This window comes from Macellibacteroides fermentans (assembly GCF_013409575.1).
GTDB lineage: Bacteria > Bacteroidota > Bacteroidia > Bacteroidales > Tannerellaceae > Macellibacteroides > Macellibacteroides fermentans.
Genome location: NZ_JACCCY010000001.1, coordinates 410,235 through 428,022, shown reverse-complemented (window position 1 = coordinate 428,022; position 17,788 = coordinate 410,235). Strand labels below are relative to the sequence as shown.

The 17,788-nt window shown below is 39.4% G+C and carries 20 protein-coding genes and 1 tRNA gene; 11 read left to right on the top strand and 10 right to left on the bottom strand.

Annotation, left to right across the window (positions count from 1 at the left end):
- The first annotated feature begins 157 nt into the window (after window positions 1-157).
- Window positions 158-232 (top strand) — tRNA-Pro (locus F5613_RS01775).
- A 240-nt stretch (window positions 233-472) separates the two neighbouring features.
- Here the strand turns inward: F5613_RS01775 and F5613_RS01770 are convergent.
- The 5 genes from F5613_RS01770 to F5613_RS01750 form a co-directional block, all read right to left on the bottom strand.
- Window positions 473-1,012 carry a hypothetical protein gene (locus tag F5613_RS01770; protein WP_179398442.1) on the bottom strand — a complete coding sequence of 180 codons (540 nt, stop codon included), beginning with the start codon at window positions 1,010-1,012 and terminating at the stop codon, window positions 473-475.
- 13 nt (window positions 1,013-1,025) lie between these two features.
- Window positions 1,026-1,313 (bottom strand): ISAon1 family transposase N-terminal region protein, encoded by a 288-nt coding sequence (locus tag F5613_RS01765; protein WP_179398441.1) that lies wholly within the window; start codon window positions 1,311-1,313, stop codon window positions 1,026-1,028.
- A gap of 106 nt (window positions 1,314-1,419) precedes the next feature.
- Complete coding sequence (locus tag F5613_RS01760) at window positions 1,420-2,529, bottom strand: hypothetical protein (protein ID WP_179398440.1); 1,110 nt, start codon at window positions 2,527-2,529, stop codon at window positions 1,420-1,422.
- Window positions 2,530-2,619: 90 nt separating this feature from the next.
- Window positions 2,620-4,299 carry an ATP-binding protein gene (locus F5613_RS01755; RefSeq protein ID WP_246303314.1) on the bottom strand — a complete coding sequence of 560 codons (1,680 nt, stop codon included), beginning with the start codon at window positions 4,297-4,299 and terminating at the stop codon, window positions 2,620-2,622.
- A 7-nt stretch (window positions 4,300-4,306) separates the two neighbouring features.
- Entirely contained in the window at window positions 4,307-5,275 is a 969-nt protein-coding gene (locus F5613_RS01750; RefSeq protein WP_179398438.1) for an SIR2 family protein, read from the bottom strand.
- Between the two features lie 408 nt (window positions 5,276-5,683).
- Between F5613_RS01750 and F5613_RS01745 the strand changes: the two genes are divergently transcribed.
- The gene (locus F5613_RS01745; RefSeq protein WP_179398437.1) at window positions 5,684-6,127 is read left to right on the top strand and encodes a hypothetical protein; all 444 of its coding nucleotides are present in this window, start codon (window positions 5,684-5,686) and stop codon (window positions 6,125-6,127) included.
- Window positions 6,128-6,343: 216 nt separating this feature from the next.
- Here the strand turns inward: F5613_RS01745 and F5613_RS01740 are convergent, their stop codons facing one another.
- From F5613_RS01740 to F5613_RS01720, 5 genes are all read right to left on the bottom strand, one after another.
- Window positions 6,344-7,747, bottom strand: a complete 1,404-nt coding sequence (locus tag F5613_RS01740; protein WP_179398436.1) for a CHC2 zinc finger domain-containing protein — start codon at window positions 7,745-7,747, stop codon at window positions 6,344-6,346.
- 60 nt (window positions 7,748-7,807) lie between these two features.
- Complete coding sequence (locus tag F5613_RS01735) at window positions 7,808-9,142, bottom strand: replicative DNA helicase (RefSeq protein WP_179398435.1); 1,335 nt, start codon at window positions 9,140-9,142, stop codon at window positions 7,808-7,810.
- 57 nt (window positions 9,143-9,199) lie between these two features.
- Window positions 9,200-9,814: a hypothetical protein gene (locus tag F5613_RS01730; RefSeq protein WP_179398434.1), complete on the bottom strand. Its 615-nt coding sequence runs from the start codon at window positions 9,812-9,814 to the stop codon at window positions 9,200-9,202.
- Between the two features lie 243 nt (window positions 9,815-10,057).
- Window positions 10,058-10,606, bottom strand: a complete 549-nt coding sequence (locus F5613_RS01725) for a hypothetical protein (RefSeq protein ID WP_179398433.1) — start codon at window positions 10,604-10,606, stop codon at window positions 10,058-10,060.
- Between the two features lie 186 nt (window positions 10,607-10,792).
- A complete protein-coding gene (locus F5613_RS01720; protein WP_079684258.1) occupies window positions 10,793-11,011 on the bottom strand; it encodes a DUF4248 domain-containing protein in 219 nt (72 codons plus the stop codon).
- Between the two features lie 271 nt (window positions 11,012-11,282).
- Between F5613_RS01720 and F5613_RS01715 the strand changes: the two genes are divergently transcribed.
- The 9 genes from F5613_RS01715 to F5613_RS01675 all read left to right on the top strand — a co-directional run bounded on the left by F5613_RS01715 (window position 11,283) and on the right by F5613_RS01675 (window position 17,753).
- Complete coding sequence (locus tag F5613_RS01715) at window positions 11,283-11,720, top strand: HU family DNA-binding protein (RefSeq protein WP_068178817.1); 438 nt, start codon at window positions 11,283-11,285, stop codon at window positions 11,718-11,720.
- Window positions 11,721-11,806: 86 nt separating this feature from the next.
- Complete coding sequence (locus tag F5613_RS01710; protein ID WP_179398432.1) at window positions 11,807-12,277, top strand: glucosaminidase domain-containing protein; 471 nt, start codon at window positions 11,807-11,809, stop codon at window positions 12,275-12,277.
- A 32-nt stretch (window positions 12,278-12,309) separates the two neighbouring features.
- Window positions 12,310-12,603 (top strand): hypothetical protein, encoded by a 294-nt coding sequence (locus F5613_RS01705; RefSeq protein WP_179398431.1) that lies wholly within the window; start codon window positions 12,310-12,312, stop codon window positions 12,601-12,603.
- A 279-nt stretch (window positions 12,604-12,882) separates the two neighbouring features.
- Window positions 12,883-13,587, top strand: a complete 705-nt coding sequence (locus F5613_RS01700) for an SOS response-associated peptidase (protein ID WP_179398430.1) — start codon at window positions 12,883-12,885, stop codon at window positions 13,585-13,587.
- Window positions 13,588-13,624: 37 nt separating this feature from the next.
- Window positions 13,625-14,083: a LexA family protein gene (locus tag F5613_RS01695; protein WP_179398429.1), complete on the top strand. Its 459-nt coding sequence runs from the start codon at window positions 13,625-13,627 to the stop codon at window positions 14,081-14,083.
- 3 nt (window positions 14,084-14,086) lie between these two features.
- Window positions 14,087-15,355, top strand: coding sequence for a Y-family DNA polymerase (locus tag F5613_RS01690; protein WP_179398428.1), 1,269 nt, complete (start codon window positions 14,087-14,089; stop codon window positions 15,353-15,355).
- A gap of 218 nt (window positions 15,356-15,573) precedes the next feature.
- A complete protein-coding gene (locus F5613_RS01685) occupies window positions 15,574-15,954 on the top strand; it encodes a hypothetical protein (RefSeq protein WP_179398427.1) in 381 nt (126 codons plus the stop codon).
- Complete coding sequence (locus F5613_RS01680; RefSeq protein WP_179398426.1) at window positions 15,951-16,913, top strand: DUF4407 domain-containing protein; 963 nt, start codon at window positions 15,951-15,953, stop codon at window positions 16,911-16,913. The genes F5613_RS01685 and F5613_RS01680 overlap by 4 nt, the downstream gene beginning before the upstream one ends.
- Window positions 16,914-17,129: 216 nt before the next feature.
- On the top strand, window positions 17,130-17,753 hold the full coding sequence (locus F5613_RS01675) for a type IV toxin-antitoxin system AbiEi family antitoxin domain-containing protein (protein ID WP_179398425.1): 624 nt from the start codon (window positions 17,130-17,132) through the stop codon (window positions 17,751-17,753).
- Window positions 17,754-17,788: the final 35 nt, after the last annotated feature.

The following is a 17,788-nucleotide window of genomic DNA, read 5'->3' as shown; positions in this document are numbered from 1 at the left end:
ACGTTCAAAATGAAAGAAGTGATGCTTGTTTGGCTGATATAATGCCTGGGTGGATTCAATAATTTTGAAGGAAAAGAGGGAAAAAGTTTTGCAGTTAAAAAATAAACCCTACCTTTGCACCGCAATCAGAAAACAAGACGCAAGTCAACTGGTTTTTCGGGGTGTAGCGCAGTCCGGTTAGCGCACCTGCTTTGGGAGCAGGGGGTCGTGGGTTCGAATCCCGCTACCCCGACAACAAAAAGGCAACTATCTAAGATGGTTGCCTTTTTTGTGTTTTAATACTTTTCCCCTCAACTTTTGTCGGTGATCCATGATCTCTTTTACCACAAAGAAAGTAAAGATAAAAGTGCATATATGCTTATAAATAACAATGAATTACAAAGAACACCACAATTAATTCAGTAGATAGAAACATTTTTTGTTGAACAATATGTGTATTTCGAATGAGAATATTGATTGAAGGATCATTTATTTACAACAATTCTCGCAATTCATCTATATCTTTTTTAAAGTCTTTATAAGTGACCCTGTAATTATCGTAAATTTCATCAAATAATTCCCATATCTCATTGAATATGATTTGTACTTTTTCACATTGTTTTTTTACTTTCTTTATTGTCTCAGAAGTAGTTAGCCTATGTACAATCTCTATTCTTAAGAAATTTAAATTATTTGCCTTTTCTACAAATATGTGAATTTTTTCATCTAAAATAGACTGATTCAATTCTTGAATGAGCTGACCAAACATTTTGTTTTTAAATTTTCTATCTTGAAATTCTTGAGGAAATACTCTCAATTGAATATAAAATGTTGAACTCTCAATTAGAATCCGAATAAGCTCTTCTGTTAATTGATGATAAATTAATACTGAAGCTAAATACCCTTCAATAGTTTTTTTTTCAAAACTACTATCTGCTAACTCATTTAATTCATCAAGAAATTCTGGGCGTTCAAATCCAGGCCACTTGTTGGAATCTTCTAGCTTAATCAAAATGTCGTCCTTGTATGCCATAATTATTTACTTTTTAATGTATGAAGTTGAATTGTAATCTATTCAATGTTGTCAATACTATTATCACTGTTGTACAGTAAGAGATTTTATCCAGCAATTTACCTCGTACCGAAAAAATATTGACCATAACATGGGGATAAAATCCTTTACACCCATACTCGAAAGCAGAATCTTTTTGGTTGATATTATTCATTTCTTCCAGATAAATCTTGATCTCCCTGGGCTTTTCTTCTACCGACACTATTTCAAAGTAATCCAACAACCCTTCAGGTATTAACAAGCTATAACTATCTTTGTGCATATACTTTTTTATTTAGAAAGATAATTTTATAATCTTTTCCCCTTAACTTTTGTAGGTGTATCCGTGATGTATGTTTCATTATTTTGATTGAACCAGTAAAAGTCGATTAGTCGATTATATCTACATTTTTATTCCAAATATCCATTGCATTAATATATGTAATTCCATCTTCCCAATTTTTTATTTCTTTAATATATGAAACGATACTTTTATTATTATTTGTATATTGTTGCCTGAAATTGGGAATAGCAGTCGTGAATACTTCATTGTTTGTTAACTCATTATGAAAATCCATGATTTTAAAGAAAAGAACGCTATTGTTAAGATTAACTCCTTGCTCTTTATATATTTTATTTACAGAAAAATGGTTCGTTATATTTAAAATAATATTTAGTACTCTTATAAGAGGATGTGGGTGATTGTATTCTTTAAAATACAACTCTAAATGGCTAGTGAAGTTTAGAATGTATTCGAACAGACATGCTCCAAAAATAGCTATAGTTGTCGTAACAACTTCTTGATTAATGTTTTCTATTAAATAAGTATTTATATATTGATGTATTTGGGTTGCAATAGATATAGATGCATAGGTATCTGCATTAATCTCCAATTTGTGATTAATAATATTAAAATTGTTATCAATACTTTGCTCTTGAAGTTCTTTGTCTGTTTCAACCCTAGAAAGTTGAAACAAATGAGCCAATTCGTGATAATAAGTAAATTGAATATTTATTTGAAAAGCTAAATAGCTCATGGAGTTATCAAATTTAGCAATCAAATCAGGTTCTTTTGATTGTACAAATTCATTTAAAGCATGATTGTTTAAATACTTATTTATGCATTCTTGCATTAATCCCATGTTAAACAATATTACACAATGATTATTATATTTACAGGCCTTTGCATTTACATTATAATCATTGGAATATAAAAAAGTACTTTTTAATATGTTTTTTCTATTGAAATGAATGTCGAGATTTTCTCTACAAAAATTGTAAATAGATTCATAATGCTTTTTTTGGGGAGTATCTCTAAAGTCAAAAATATCGCTATTACTAACGATACTGTTTTTTACTGCATATTCAATTTCTTGAGTATAATCAAATGTTTTATTAAATATTATAGCATTAATTTCATAGCAGTTCCGTTTGGTTTTCTTTTTACGAGTACCTATAAAACGTTTTCCTTTACGTGTTTTTCTATCCCCTTTTCCCATTTGTTAGAATATATATAACTATATGTAATGAATAATTTTTCTATTCAACGTTGTTTCTTGTCCACAAGGTAGAGTAGTATTATGAATTTTTTATTTTTGTTGTTTACGTAATGACTCAACTGCTAGTAGAATACCTTTTTCTTTATTTGGAACATTCCATTCATCCCAAAAATTTATTGTTGCACTATCTGGCTTAATAGTTGGTTTATCTATAATTACACGACTTGGCAATAATGAAGCATCTCCCACAATTAACGCTTCTCCAGTATCTAATATAGGAAGCATTTCAGAAAAATCACCTAGATTATCAGGAAAGAGTCGTTTAATTACATTTTGGTCTTCTGGATTTGTAAGACGCATTGCTACAAAGTTGCTACACTGACTTAAAACTGTTTTATTCACATCAGAAGGTCGCTGGCTTATAACCACTAAAGAGATACCATATTTTCGTCCTTCTTTTGCAATTCGTTCAAAATTTTGCAATCCTCTTTCATCAATTCCTCCTTTAATATATGTAGGAATATATAAGTGTGCTTCATCACAAAATAAAGCAATTGGATGTCGTTTGCTTGGTTCCATCCATTGCTGAATAGAGAATATTAATCTACCAACTAAACCTGTAATCAAAGGTAATATATCTGAAGGAACTTCCGAAAAATCAACTATTTTCAAGCCTTTACCATTACCAAAATCAAGTAAATTATTTGCAAGTTCAGAAAACCAATCATAATGAAGAAGTTTTTCCTCTGAATTAAATAGAAAATTTAATCTTTTATCCGCCTCTTTGCTTTTTAATCGTTGGATAAATCTAGTTAATTTTCCATGCAAAGGCCCCTGTTTATCAGAGCCTGCTTTACTACCTTGTACCATTTCAGTATCCAACTTTTCCAATGAATTTAAGACATCTGATATTTTATAAGGGATTGGACTTTCAATAGTAAAATTATTTAATATATCTTGTTTGTTTTCTTTCTTCAATATTTCTTTTTTATAATTGATTATTAAATCAAATAATACTCTAGATTGGTTAGGAGCATTGGAATCACTTCTGTCCAAAAGTAGTGATTCTATTTCTTCGTAAGACAATAGCCAATACGGCAAAAAAATAACATTTTTATCACTTGAATTATCAGCTGGTCCAGCAATTTTTAACAAAGTTGTATTCTTTAATTTGCCTAGAGGTTTATATTCTCCATGTAAATCAAAAACAACAGAATTAATTGAGCACAATTTTGTAGCTTTTTCTAGAATATTAGCTACAGTCCAAGATTTTCCAGATCCTGTACCACCTACAATTATAGCATGTCTTTGAAAGAATTTATTCCCATCCAAATTAGCATTTGATTCTTCTGAAATAGTATATTTGCCAATTGTTAAAGGATTTTCACTATTAGATGAAAGGGTATTCATAAACATTGATAATTCATTCCCTTGTAATAGGAAGCAATCAGCGTTAATACTTGGAACCGTGTTTAATGTCCTTTTGAAAATGTATTTTTCAGTTCCACTTTTTTCGATTAATGTTCCTACAAGATTGATGCGGATTACATTTTCAACAATATAGTCAGGATCATTTTTTTCATCAATCTTTTCTGCTACGGCTTTTCTCATTATTTTTGAAACTAAGCCTATTATTTTCTCACCTGTTTTTGTTGAACGAATTTGAACAATCTGATTAATTTGAACGCTGTTCAATGACTCTTCATTATCAACTTTTACTGATACATTTCCTGTATCGACACTTTGCACTTTTCCAATTAAAGATTCCATATTCATGCTATAATATTTCGATAAAGTTATTCAATTGCCAAAAATTTCCATTTAAAGTAACATCCATCTTTTTATTAATATTGTTGTTTTTATACATGATTCTAGTAACACCAACTTCTTTTTCCTCGAAAAGGATGTACTTTTCAGCCTTTTCTATTTCTTTGTATGTGCTATCTGTTATACTCTTTGTAATTAATACTACAGGAGCACCTTTTTTTATTTGTGTTATTATTCGAGGGGTTAAGTGTTCATCATTGAATCCAAACCCAATAATCAGAAAACTAGAAGCATTTTTTATTATTGTGTCAGCTTTTTGAATGAGCTCTCTATACGGACTATTATAAGCTTCTTGAAATTTGTTTCTCCCTGGAGCAATTATTTTAGGGGAGTGTTGAGCGTAACAATTATTCATAAATCTTAGTTCTCCTGAAACGTCAAACCAATTTAAAGAACCATGAACTTTGATTAAATTTACCATATCTTTATTTTGAAATAAATTTTCATCAAAACAGGAGAGAGTTTTACCTGTAAAACCATCTGTAAAATTGATACTATAATAGGCCATAACATACTCTAAGACTCTATCATAATTAGTGGTTACGATATTCAATACTTTTGGGTGTACATCAATGAATTTATCAATTAAAAGTTTGATTCCTTTGAAACTATCAATCTCATTTGATGTGATTTTTTCCAAAACAGCTATGTCAGCCCCATTTATTTCATTCCAAATTACATTCTTTATTTCTGGTATTTGGTTTTTATATTTTTCTTTTCCTAATTCCAATTCTAAATTGGTATTAGTTGTGTCAAAACCTATGATTTCTTCCTTTAGTTTTTCATTTAATTTAAACATACTTGGTAAGCCGAAAGGCACAGTGGCACCGGAACCCCAAACAATTAATGGTGGAGTTTTTAGAAAAGTTTGTGTTATTCTAAAAACTTGTTCTCTTATATTATCAGATTCTTTTGTCATTATTTTATTACATTATTTACTACGATAAATGTTAATATTTTCACAATTAAAATAAGTGAGATATATAGAAAATATAATAAACAAAAAAAGAGATTTTCTATGTTGCATACAAATTTAGTAAATATTTGAGAAAATAGTTATAATTGTACAATAAATAAATTAATTGAGGTGTTTTTATTTTAATTATTGTTTTTTGCTTTTAAAGGGTATTATTTTATTAAGTTTTACATGTTTATAATCTCAGCCAAATATTAATCCTCGTCATCTCCAATGGTATTCGTTAGGGACAGAGGGGGAGCACATAATAAACTAATGATTTATCTGGGTTTTGGAGGATGGATAAGTAATTAGTTGCGGAATTGGAATATTTGGGCCATCTTTGTGTAGTTTAACAAATAAATTATCAACATGAAAGTGAAAGAATTTATTTCCAAAACCGAATTGTTATGCGAACACTGTGGAAAAGACTTGCTTACCGATCCGGCATCCGGAATATTTGTGACCTGGACTACTAAACACAAATCTTACAACCTAAAAGAATTTTACCAAAAAGCGTATTATTGCTGTAAAGGTGCATGTAATGAGGCGATGAAGATAAAGTCCAGGAATCAGGGTTTGATCTACCACGAACAGGAAGATTTGTCTGTTTATATGAATCCTCTTACCTATATAAATAAGAGTGTGTTGTGGATGGATTTGTTGAATAAAGGTGTAACGCTTAAACCTGCTGCGTTCGATAAGTTGAATAACCTGTTTACAGTTGCTTTTATTGAAGTTTCAAGAAGGATGACTAATAAGGAGGTGACCGAAGCAAAGTATCGCGTTGCAAATGGAATTGATTCCATATTATAAAACTGGTTCTGTTTAAGATAAATTACAGGAAAATTAATGGCAACCGGTGGGGGTTTTGAAAGTTCTTTTAAACCCCCGTCCGTTGCGAAAAGTGGACGGGGGTAAAAGAAATAGAAATGTTTAACAAATAAATAATGAAAGAATATTTTAAGGCAACCGGTCGGGGTGTTGTAATTTCTGACTTTGGTAGATTTTACCCGACCGGTGCCTTTTGTTTTAATGCCAGACTTTGGGGCGGTTTAGTTGTTTGCCTATTTGTTTTAGTTGGGTGTGCAGGTGCATCAGGTCGATGTTGAGTTGGATGCGGTCGGGGCCGGCTCCGGTTATGAATCGCTTGTCGTATAGTTTTCCTATTTGTTTGCGTAGCTCGGCTTCGCGGGCTTCCAGTCGGGGGCGGTCGCTTATCAGCGTACCGAATTCTTCTGTGGCTTGCAAAGGCAATTCGCTTTTGGGGGTGGTGGATTGGATTTGGTCGGTTAGTTGGGATTCGCGGATGATGGCGCGGAAGGATTGGCGGCCCAGTCGGCGGAAAAGGGAGTCGGGGTCTTCGCCCGGAGGGAGTACCAGGTCGCAGGTTTGGAGGCCGTTGCTTTGCAATACATGGATAGCTTTGGCGGCAATTTCGCGACCTCGCTCGTCGGCATCCATCAATACGGCCACGCGGTTGGTATATTGCTTCAGCAACAAAGCCTGTTCGTTGGTAAAGGCTGCACCGCACTGTGCCACCGAATTGGGATAGCCTGCCGCCACCATGGACAACACGTCTTTGTAGCCCTCGGTCAGGAAGCAGAATCCTTCGTTGCGGATGGCGTTGCCTGCCTGAAACAATCCATACAGGGTTTCGCTCTTTTTATACAATCCGTCCGATTTACTGTTCAGATACTTTTGTACGTGCTTTTTCTCCTCCTGTGTGGGGTTGAAAGTGGTCCGTCCGGCAAAGCCTACCAGTCTGCCGCCGGCATCGCGGATGGGAAAGATAATACGTCCCGCCATGGCCGAAAATCCGTGAAGCACGGACATCCCTGCCATACCCACTTCGTAATCTATATACGTCTGTGCGATGCCATGGCAATCGGGATGATACTTCCCCGATGGCTCAATGGCTTTCACTCCGCTCAACTTCATTTCGGAATCCATGGGCTTATCTAAGCCGGTACCGTTTGTTTGTGCAAAGTCGGGATCGTACTGGCTGGCCACTTCGGGGTGGAATCCGCTGAGGGATTTCAGGAAGCGGATGTTGGCGGCTTCGATGGCCTCCTGTTGGGCAGGGGGAAGTTCCACCACCGGCTTCTTTTCCACTTTGCGAGGTGTGTGCATCACCAGCGGTTCCGAACCGTTTCCCCACCGTTCGCGCAGTAGCTTTACGGCATCCACAAAGCTGCAACGTTCGTATTGCTGAATGAATGAAAACACATCGCCCCCGGCATCGCAGGCAAAGCATTTAAAGATCTGCTTCCCCTGGTGTACATGCATAGAGGGATGACTGTCGTCGTGAAAGGGACAAAGCCCGATGTATTTGCCGCCGAACTTTTGTTGCAGGTGCACGTAGGCGCCAATCACCTTTTCAATGCAAAGCGAATCCTTCAGGTCGCGGGTCTGTTGTTCGTAATCGATACTCATGGTATGGATGATTTAAGGAAAGTCTGCCGCCGGTTACGATGGCGGCAGACCGGTTGTGAATTAATAATCGCTCAGGCGTGTCATGTTCTCATTGTAACGGAAACGGGTGATGCCCGTGCTTCCGTTTCGGTTTTTCGCTACTTTAAGGAAGCCTATCCCGGCAAGCGATTCACCGTTTACATCCTTGGTTTTACCCTGTTGTTCGGGGCGGTTTATAAAGATTACGATATCCGCCGCCTGCTCCAGTACACCGGAATCGCGCAGGTCGCTCATACGGGGATCCTTTGAATCGGTACGTTTCTCGATGTCGCGGTTCAGCTGCGAAAGCAGCAGGATGGGGATGTGCTCCTCGATGGCCAGATCCTTGATGCGCTTGATGGCAAAACCCAACGTGGTGGCGTGGTTGTTATTGGCGTCGCTCTCCAGCTCCAGCTGATGCAGGTAGTCCAGCACCACCAGATCGCACTGGTTGCGGTTGCGCGCCAGCTTAACCTTCGACCGGATATCCTCCACCCGTGCCGAAGGAATGTAGTCGATATACAGCGGCAGCTCGGCCAACTTGGTTTTATTGAGGTTGCGAACCGCCTCGATCTCGGTAACGGTAAGTCCATGCTGACGTAAATTGGCGGCCGATACCTCGGAGAGCGACAGCAGGATACGACCGTAAAGCTGTTCCAGACTCATTTCGAGGGTGATAAAATACACCGGATGTCCGCTCATCGCCACCTGCAGGGCAATAAAGAGTGCCAAAGCCGACTTCCCCTGTCCCGGTCGTGCGCCGATACAGGGCACCTCGCCGGGCAGCAGACCGCCTATTATCTCATCCAACCCTTTCAGACCGGTGGACAATCCCACCGAATGCACATCCTGTTGCAGCATCCGTTCGTGTTTGGCAATCACCTCTTCCCCAATCTGAGACACCTGGCGGATGGTTGAATTATCCACTCCCACGCAGCTGATCTGCTGCATCTTCAGCGTCGTATCTTCCAGAATCTGCTTCATGGAAAGGTTGTACTGCACCGCTTTGGCGCGCATCTCGGTAGAAAGTGTGGAGAACTTACGCCGCTGAAACCCTTCGATGATATGATCCGCATACATCCGCACGTTGCATCCGTCCAGCACCAATCCGAAATAATCCTTTACGGCATCGATACCGTTTATCTCGTTGTAATAGGCCGGATCGATGCGCCGCATCTCCTCCTCAAGCAAGGTAAGGTCCATGGGAATACCGTTGTTGTACAGGTTAACGGAAGCCTCGTACACAAAGCCGAAGGGCTTGCTGTCGAAATGCTCCGGTTTAAGTCGGGGGTAGATATCACCCATGCAGGTCTGACCCGTAATAAGGGCACAAAGTAAGGAAATCTCTTCTTTAAATTCCAATGAAATGTTATTCATACTGATTGATTTAATAGTGCAAACGGATTGATTTGCACCGTGTTTGTTTTGTTTTGATTAATTGCTGTTCTGATCCGGAAACATCTCCCGCATGTTGATCTCGTACACATCGCAGGGCAACTTCTTCGGTTCGGCCGGTTTATGCTCTTTCAGCTTGGCCCCTACCAACATATCGTAGGCTGTGATGGTGATTCGGCTGCCGTCCTTCAGGCGTTCCACTTCGATAATGCCATCGCTTTTTAGAAAATCCATAGCCTGTCTAAATAATCGGTAATTTACATTCAGCTGAGCCGCCATTTTCTTTTGCTGAATAATCAGCTGACCGCGCCGGCAGGGATATACCGAATTTTTAATTGCCATGGTGCCATCTACGAACCGGGCATCCATGAAAAAATTAAATAAGAGATTGGCAACAAGTCTCTCCAGATCGTCCTGGTTCGTAAGGTTGTGTAACACGGTTCTGGGAATTGCACAATACCCTTCGTTGATAAGTCTGCGCATGGAACACGATTTTTCCATAATTATGTTGGATAATTGGGTAAAGTTCCGGTTTTTGCTGTAGAAAGGTTGTTTTGCACCACTGAATGCACCCCCTAAACCTTGGATCGATGCGGCCTCTAATGAGGTCGTTGTCATGTCTGGTGTAAACTCCTTTATTAATATAATATTCATGTTCTTTAATACAATTTTAAAATTAATCCTGATTTAATATTAATCTACAGATTTGCCGGAACAAAAAGTTTAAAAAAACGGGAACTTGTGGCGACCTCCCGTCTTGGTCTTGTGGTTAAATCGCTTCCGCAAGCGGAGGAGATTTGTTTCGTTCGTTTCTTGAAATTGCTTTCGACTGCAATGATACGACATGTTTTTGGAAGGTCAGATTATACTTTTTTGGCGGTTTTATTAACCTTTCAATCATTGACTGTGTTCCTTAATCTTCTTTATTACAGACTCATACGCGTTTATTACGGCAAATTTATCAGTCAAATTATACTCATTTTGTATACTTTGAAGCCTGTAATTTATTTTTAGCAGCTTACAGATGCACTTCAGGAAATGCCTTTTGGAAGAGAATTTTATAACTCGTGCCATGCTAAGCCCGTAAATAATTAAAAAACACTCTCTGGCCAGCAACCTGTTTTTCTCATCACGATTTTTCCGGCAGCTATGCTCATTCAGTTCGAGCATGTAATTCTCGTAATGGTAATTCTTGTCCCATTCCTTGTGCATGGTATGCAACCTGGGGAGGAAATAGCTTTTGAATTTGTTCTTAAAAACCATCTGCTCCTTGTTGTTGAAATAGGCGTGATCGTTTATGTATCCCATTATTTCGAGGATGATAGAGAGCGCATATTCATCCTTCCTTACATTGGCTAAAAATAGGTCGAAGTTGTAAGGGTTGGCTCCGCAATAGGTCTCGATCAACTCTTTAAATCGAGACCTTTTCTTCTTTAATTCGTTCATAATTTCAATTTGGTTATACGTTTGTAAATACATATTTTATCAGTTTATTTTCAAAAAAAAGCACAAGCTTTCCCTGTCTTGAAATCAATTGATTTTAAGACTCAGATAAGTTTATTTGAGTGTTGAAATAAGCTTATTTTGAAGTGCAAATAAGCTTATTTGGAATTAGGAAATACCCCTGTAATTTCAGGGTTCTCCCAGTACGGAAACGATGTGTTGCACCATTTTGGGGGTTAACCGTTTGTGCCCTTTTTCCCATCCTTCCTGTTGGAGGAGATGGAGGAGTTTGGGGTTGGCGGTAATCCAGCGTTTAAGTTGTTTGGAGGCCGAGGCCATGTTTATATCGGGCGAAAACAGGGAAGATAGCTCCCCGAAACCATAACTTTTAATAGTGAACACTTTCATTTAAGGTCAAAAATTAAGTTTTAAATTATTATGTTATTATTATCAAAGATACATTTATTTCCTGATATATGCAACTTTTAGGGACGTAAATATCTATAATTAGGTATGCTGTAAAGCATAGGCTAAGTGGACATATCTGTACTTATCTGTACTTAAGTGGACACAGGTGGACACAAGTGTACACAAGTGGATTTGAGATTTCGGGGGGTGGTATATTTGTACTGTTGATCAGCAAAGCATTTATTTACAAACAATTAAAAACAATTTAACGATGGCTTTACAATTTACCGTTGTACGACGGAAGGATATGAGAAAGAATGCTGCGGCAGACAGTAAATTATTTTACGGTCAGACCAAGGCGAGTATGAAAATGGATTTTGATAAATTCTGCGAGGCAGTGGGCGATTACTGTACCGCCTCCAGTGCGGATGTAAAAGCGGTGCTGGATGCCACCACCCATACCCTGGCCTCCAGGCTGGCAGAAGGCTATGTGGTCCAACTTCAGGATCTGGGGAATTTCCAGATGCTGGCCGGCAGCGGGGGAGCAGATACGGAGGAGGATTTTTCCTCTGTGATGTTCAAGAGACCGAAGATCGTGTTCCGTCCGGGCGCTAAGTTGCGTTATATCATCAATAACGCAAAGTTCGAAAAGCAGGTGGTTAAAACGATAACCGTAGAAGAAAAGTGCGATAAAGAGCACGTGTACTAACCCCAAAGCCCCTCCCGGAGGTTTTGTACCTCCTGGGGGTGGCTTTTTCATCCTGAAAACTCAATACGAAACTTCAATTCTAACACATGATAAAAGAAATTTTTGTACAGCAATTTTATCCCCTGGCCCAGGCGGCGGGGAAACTATTTAATATCAATCCGGTGGTGGTGCTTGCCCAGGCCGCCATCGAAAGCGGATGGGCGGAAAGCAGATTATCCAAAGATTATAATTCCTTTTTTGGAATAACCGGCTATGGTGGCCCGACCGATTATTGGGCAGGCGAAAAAATAAGGCTCAACGAAACGGGATTGCTGTTTCGCAGCTATGCTTCGGCAAGGGATAGCTTCTTCGATTTTTGCCGACTCATACGAAGCTCGTATACCGTTGCCGCAAACGTAAGCAATGTACCTGCCGCCTATGCCCAGGAGATAGCCTACAGCCGATACATCAGCGAGGTAAACGGCGACAACCGCCAAAATTACAAACGCATGCTAATACGGATTTCCACCGATATGGAAAGGCTGATAGCGTTGCAGTTTCCGGAACATAAAGATTGATTCTCAACACAACCCCTTAAAACAACAGAAAGATGAAACAAGTAAAACAGATCATTGAATTTATTTTGGTAGTGGCAAGCTGCTTTTTTCGGAAAAGGAAACAGCAAAAAGTCCACCCTCACATTCCTGAAGATCCTTATCCTCCTGGCTCTTGTAATGGAAGAAAAGGAGATTGCCCTGGCTGCCCTGGGTGTAATTGTAACCCTCAGTCAGCGCCCGCCTCCGGATACCCCTGCACCTCCGAGCAATATGGAGCCGCCAACCTGCTTGGCTGGTGTTTGATAGCGGTAGCCGGCACCAGTTACCTGTATAAGTTGCTGGTTTAAGTAGTAAATTGGTCGGGATATATTTGCACACATTATAATGTCCGCGCGATTAGTTTAATAAATGAATTAACCTAATTAACCGGACTGCTATGTAACATAACTTTAATTGTTGAATGATTCTTTAAATAACTTATATTTGTACCACATCAAGAAAATGGTTAATACCATTGTGCTTGGTAAGGTTTTGGTTAAGAAAGTCCGGCTCGTGAGTGTCGGACTTTTTGCTTTTATATTGTTATAATAATAGTATATCTTTGAATCTTTAACACACTAAGTTCTATGTGCTTTTATAACAGTATGAGTAAGAAGGCGCAGCAGTTGGCGGCGCGGTATGGACGGAAATCAGATATAATCGAGATTGCTCGCGAGATATTGGAAGAACAGTACAGGCAATCGGCTTTTACCAATCCCGATTGTGCGGTGGTAACGACTTCCGAATCCCTCGAGGTGCGTAAATGGGGGTTGATTCCCTTTTGGTGTAAGACACCGGAGGATGCAGATAAGATGCGGAAGTTTACCTATAATGCACGGTCGGAAACTGTATTTGAACTCCCTTCCTTCAGAGGGCCGATTCTTTCTAAACGTTGCATTGTTCCTAGTACGGGCTACTTTGAATGGCGGCACGAAGCCGATGGAACAAAAACACCTTACTTTATTTTTGTACGGGATTTGGAGATATTCTCCTTTGCCGGGGTGTGCGACACCTGGCAGAACAAGCTGACCGGTGAGGTTCTAAATACCTTCTCCATCCTTACCACCCAGGCCAATCAACTGACAGGCTTTATTCATAACAACCCTAAAACGGGTAACCGGATGCCTGTTATCCTACATGTTGAAGAGGAGGAGAAGTGGCTGGATCCATCATTAAAGCGCCCCGATATTGCTGCCATGTTGCGCACTTTTGATTCCGAACGGATGGATGCCCATACCGTTAAAAGTGATTTTTTGAAGAAGAATCCCAAAGATTCGTCTATTCTGTTATAGTATTTTTATGCATGGTTTGTTTTATCTTTGCAGAACAATGAACACGAAGAATAGTAAGTCGGAATTAGATATCTTTAAAGTTGACACATCCAGTAGTGTGGAACTTCCGTTTGTGGAAGAGGGGATCCGGGCGGGTTTTCCCTCTCCGGCACAGGATTACCTTGATTTAAGCATCGACCTGAATCACGAGCTGGTGAAACATCCCTCTACTACATTTTACGGCCGGGTGAAAGGTGATTCCTTGCTAGAAGCTGATATTCACGACGGCGATCTGCTGATTATCGACAAGTCGCTGGAACCTCGTAACGGGGATTTAGCAGTCTGTTGTGTAGATGGGGAGTTCACCCTCAAATACATCCAGATAGAACAGGATGCGGTATGGTTGATACCTGCCAATAAAGAATTTCAACCAATAAAGGTGACTGCCGGAAACGAATTTATCATCTGGGGTATTGTTACCTATTCCATCAAAAAGCATCGAAATACAAGGAGATAGCCCATGTTTGCGTTAGCGGATTGTAATAATTTCTACGCAAGCTGCGAAAGGGTGTTTAAGCCCTGGCTGCGTACTACGCCCATTGTTGTACTTTCTAACAACGATGGGTGCGTGATTGCACGCAGCAACGAAACCAAGGCCCTGGGCATTAAAATGGGGGTGCCTGCCTACCAGATTAAGGATGCGATTGACCAATATGGCATTGAAGTGTTTTCCAGCAATTATACGTTGTACGGGGATATGTCGAACCGGGTGATGTCTATGTTGGGTTCGTATGTGGAGGAGATGGAGGTATACTCCATTGATGAAGCTTTTCTGCACATGGGTGGTTTCGGCCAACTGGATCTGAAGGCGTACGGCGAACAGATTGTAAAGTCGGTAACCCAAGGTACGGGTATACCTATCAGCATGGGGATTGCGCCTACCAAAACCCTCGCCAAGGTGGCCAACAAGTTTGCCAAAAAATATCCCAACTACAAAGGGGTATGCCTGATTGATTCTGACGAGAAGCGTATCAAGGCGCTGCAACTCACGGAAATTGGCGATGTGTGGGGTATAGGCAGGCAGCATGCTAAGATGTTGGCTCAACACGGGGTGAAGAATGCCTACGATTTCGCTCAGCTTCCCAAGGCCTGGGTAAGGCAGAAGATGACTGTGGTGGGCGAACGTATGTGGAAAGAGCTGAACGGAGAGTCGTGTATTGAAATGGAACTGGCCCCTGCACCTAAGAAGCAGATCTGTACTTCGCGCTCGTTCGGCCACATGGTAACGGATTTCTCCGAACTGGAAGAGGCTGTGTCTACCTACGTATGTATGTGTGCCGAGAAACTACGTGCTCAAAAATCGTGTGCTGCTTCGCTCATGGTTTTTATTCATACCAATAACTTCCGGAGTGATCTGCCTCAGTATTTTAAGAATTATGTAATCAAGTTGCCTGTTCCCACCAGCAGTTCGCTGGAGTTGGTAAAGTATGCCCTTATGGCGCTACGCCTTATTTATGTAAAAGGCTATCAATTTAAAAAAGCAGGGGTGATAATCACCGAAATAGTGGACGAAAGCGCCGTGCAGATGGATCTGTTTGACAACGTAGACCGCGAAAAGCACGCCAAGATCATGAAGGTGATGGATGCTCTGAACTCCGGCTTCGACCACCGCAAATTAAGCCTTGCCGTACAAGGCTCCGGCCGCAAATGGAAGCTCCGCCGCGAGAAACTCTCACCCTGCTACACCACCAACCTGCAGGAAGTTATAGAGGTGCGTACGGATAGATAAGTGTTATGGAACCAGTTACCTGTATAAGTTGCTGGCTTAAGATTCATACAGTAAAAGTCCGGCTCGTGGGGGTCGGACTTTTTTTATTAATAATTATGATTTCGATTGAAAAATAATCTGTCAAACTTATTGATAATTCAGACCCCAATGATGATTCAGCTAATACAACTACAATTACGTATGGATCGTCTATGCCGATCGATTTGATATATCAATTTTTGAAGGAAGACTACGAAACGAAAGGTTACGAAGATGCTCTTTGTAACCCGGATAATTCGTACAAGGAGATGAATAAAGTTATTATCAGAAATAATTTGGAGGTAAGATTTAAACAGGTAAAACTTAAATACATGGATGATGTACGAGAGATAGATTTTCATATTCAATCTCGTGCTCAAGCCGGTTTGGTTGATGTGGTAGAGCAACTTAAAACAAGAAAGCAAACCCTTACAGAGCATCAGCGACAACTGGAGGAAATGGAAAGAGACTTAAGAAACAATACCGGGTATATGATCGGAATGCTGCTTTCGTACGAAAGAGGATTTCTTAGGGGACTTGCGGCACTTTCGTTAGAAACGCTTAAATCTCAAAGATCATGAGTCCCTGGGTTAAATTTGGATGTTTCATTACCGGATGGAATCGTAATATTCTTGCCAACTGTACGGAGGCAAGTCATAAAGCATTAAAGAAATATACATCTTCGATGCTTATATTAATTCTTCTGTGGGCATTTACCGGATATTGTTTTGCAGATAGATATGTGGGGTTGCAATGGTGGGGTTGTATTATTGTTGCTCTTGTATTTGTAATAATAGTTGTGCAGATAGAAAGACAGATTATCCTTACAGTTGTAAAAAATTATTGGGTAGTAGCATTACGAGTACTTTTGGCGTTTATAATGGCGATTCTGGGCTCTACAATCATCGACCAGATCATTTTTGGAGATGACGTTGATAAGGAGATGATTGATATCAGAACGGAAGAGGTTAACCGAATTGCTCCTGCGAGGCAGATTGTAATTCAAGCCGAAATTGACAGATTGTCTTTTGCCATCGATTCATTGGATAAAGTGAATATGCAATTGAACGAAGAAATTGCGCAGCGTCCAACAATAATGACTGTACAATCGGTAACCACCGAGGTTCCTGTTGTACAGAAAGATGGTAGCATAGTAAAAGAAAAATCGAATTCAATAACGCGTACGCCGATTGAAAATCCCAGACTAAAACAGGTGATTTCCAATGAGAAGAATTTGGAATATATGAGAAAGCTGCTGGATGAATACAATAATAAAAAACTTAATGTGGCAGCCGAGCTTAAAAAAGAATTGGAAGCCAAGACCGGTTTTTTGGAAGAGCTAAAAGCTTTGGTGCGAATTATGTCTAAAAGTAGTATTGCATTAGGATTTTACATGTTTATGTTCTCTTTTCTTTTAATCCTTGAATTATTAGTAGTTATTTGTAAATTGGGAGATAAATCCTGTGATTACGATTTGATAGTTCAGCATCAGCTTGCTGTGAAGGAGGAGTCTATAAGAGATCTGGTAAAAAGAGTCTAATAAATACAGCGAAAGTCCGACCCGTGAGAGTCGGACTTTTTAATTATAACAAGGGGATTACCCATTTTTTGATTCATGTAGGTCTGAAAAGGTACAATACTGAAAGGTATTTGAGTTATTTGTATAAAATAGCTGAATTAAGTACAGATAATTGAATTTATTTGTATTATGTGTTCCTGTTTTTACTATATTTGCTCTCAAAATGAATCAGGTTAGATGACAACACTTACAGAGATTGGTAATACGCCCGTTGATTTTGCAGTGTTAAGATCAATGTTTCCCAGCCATAAGTCGGTGAACAACAAAATCAGCGAATTGGAGAAGTCCGGAGTCCTTATAAGACTTAAGAAGGGGATGTATGTTGTATCGCCAAAGGAAAGCGGTAAACTTCTATCGCTGGAGTTGATAGCTAATCATCTTTATGGTCCTTCGTATGTATCTATGGAATCGGCTTTAAGGTATTTTGGGCTGATTCCGGAACGTGTTTACGCTAACCTATCGATGACTGTCAAGCACTCCAGAGAGTTTAATAATCAACTCGGAAGATTTATATATACACAATGCCAGAAGGAGTATTTCCCCATCGGTATCAGGCAGGAAATCCATGCTGAAACAGCATTTCTTATTGCTACTCCAGAAAAAGCCTTATGTGATCTGATCATTCACACCCCGAACCTGAATTTGCGGTTTAAGAAAGAAATACTTACTTACCTGGAAGAATTCCTTCGCTTCGATATGGATGCATTCTACCAGATGGATTATCGTATTTTTGAACAATGCGCAGAAGTGGGTAAGAAAAAAGTTACATTTAAGAAAATAGTAAAAATACTAAAGCCTTAAACAGATTACTTTCTGCAATTAGCAGATATGATGCT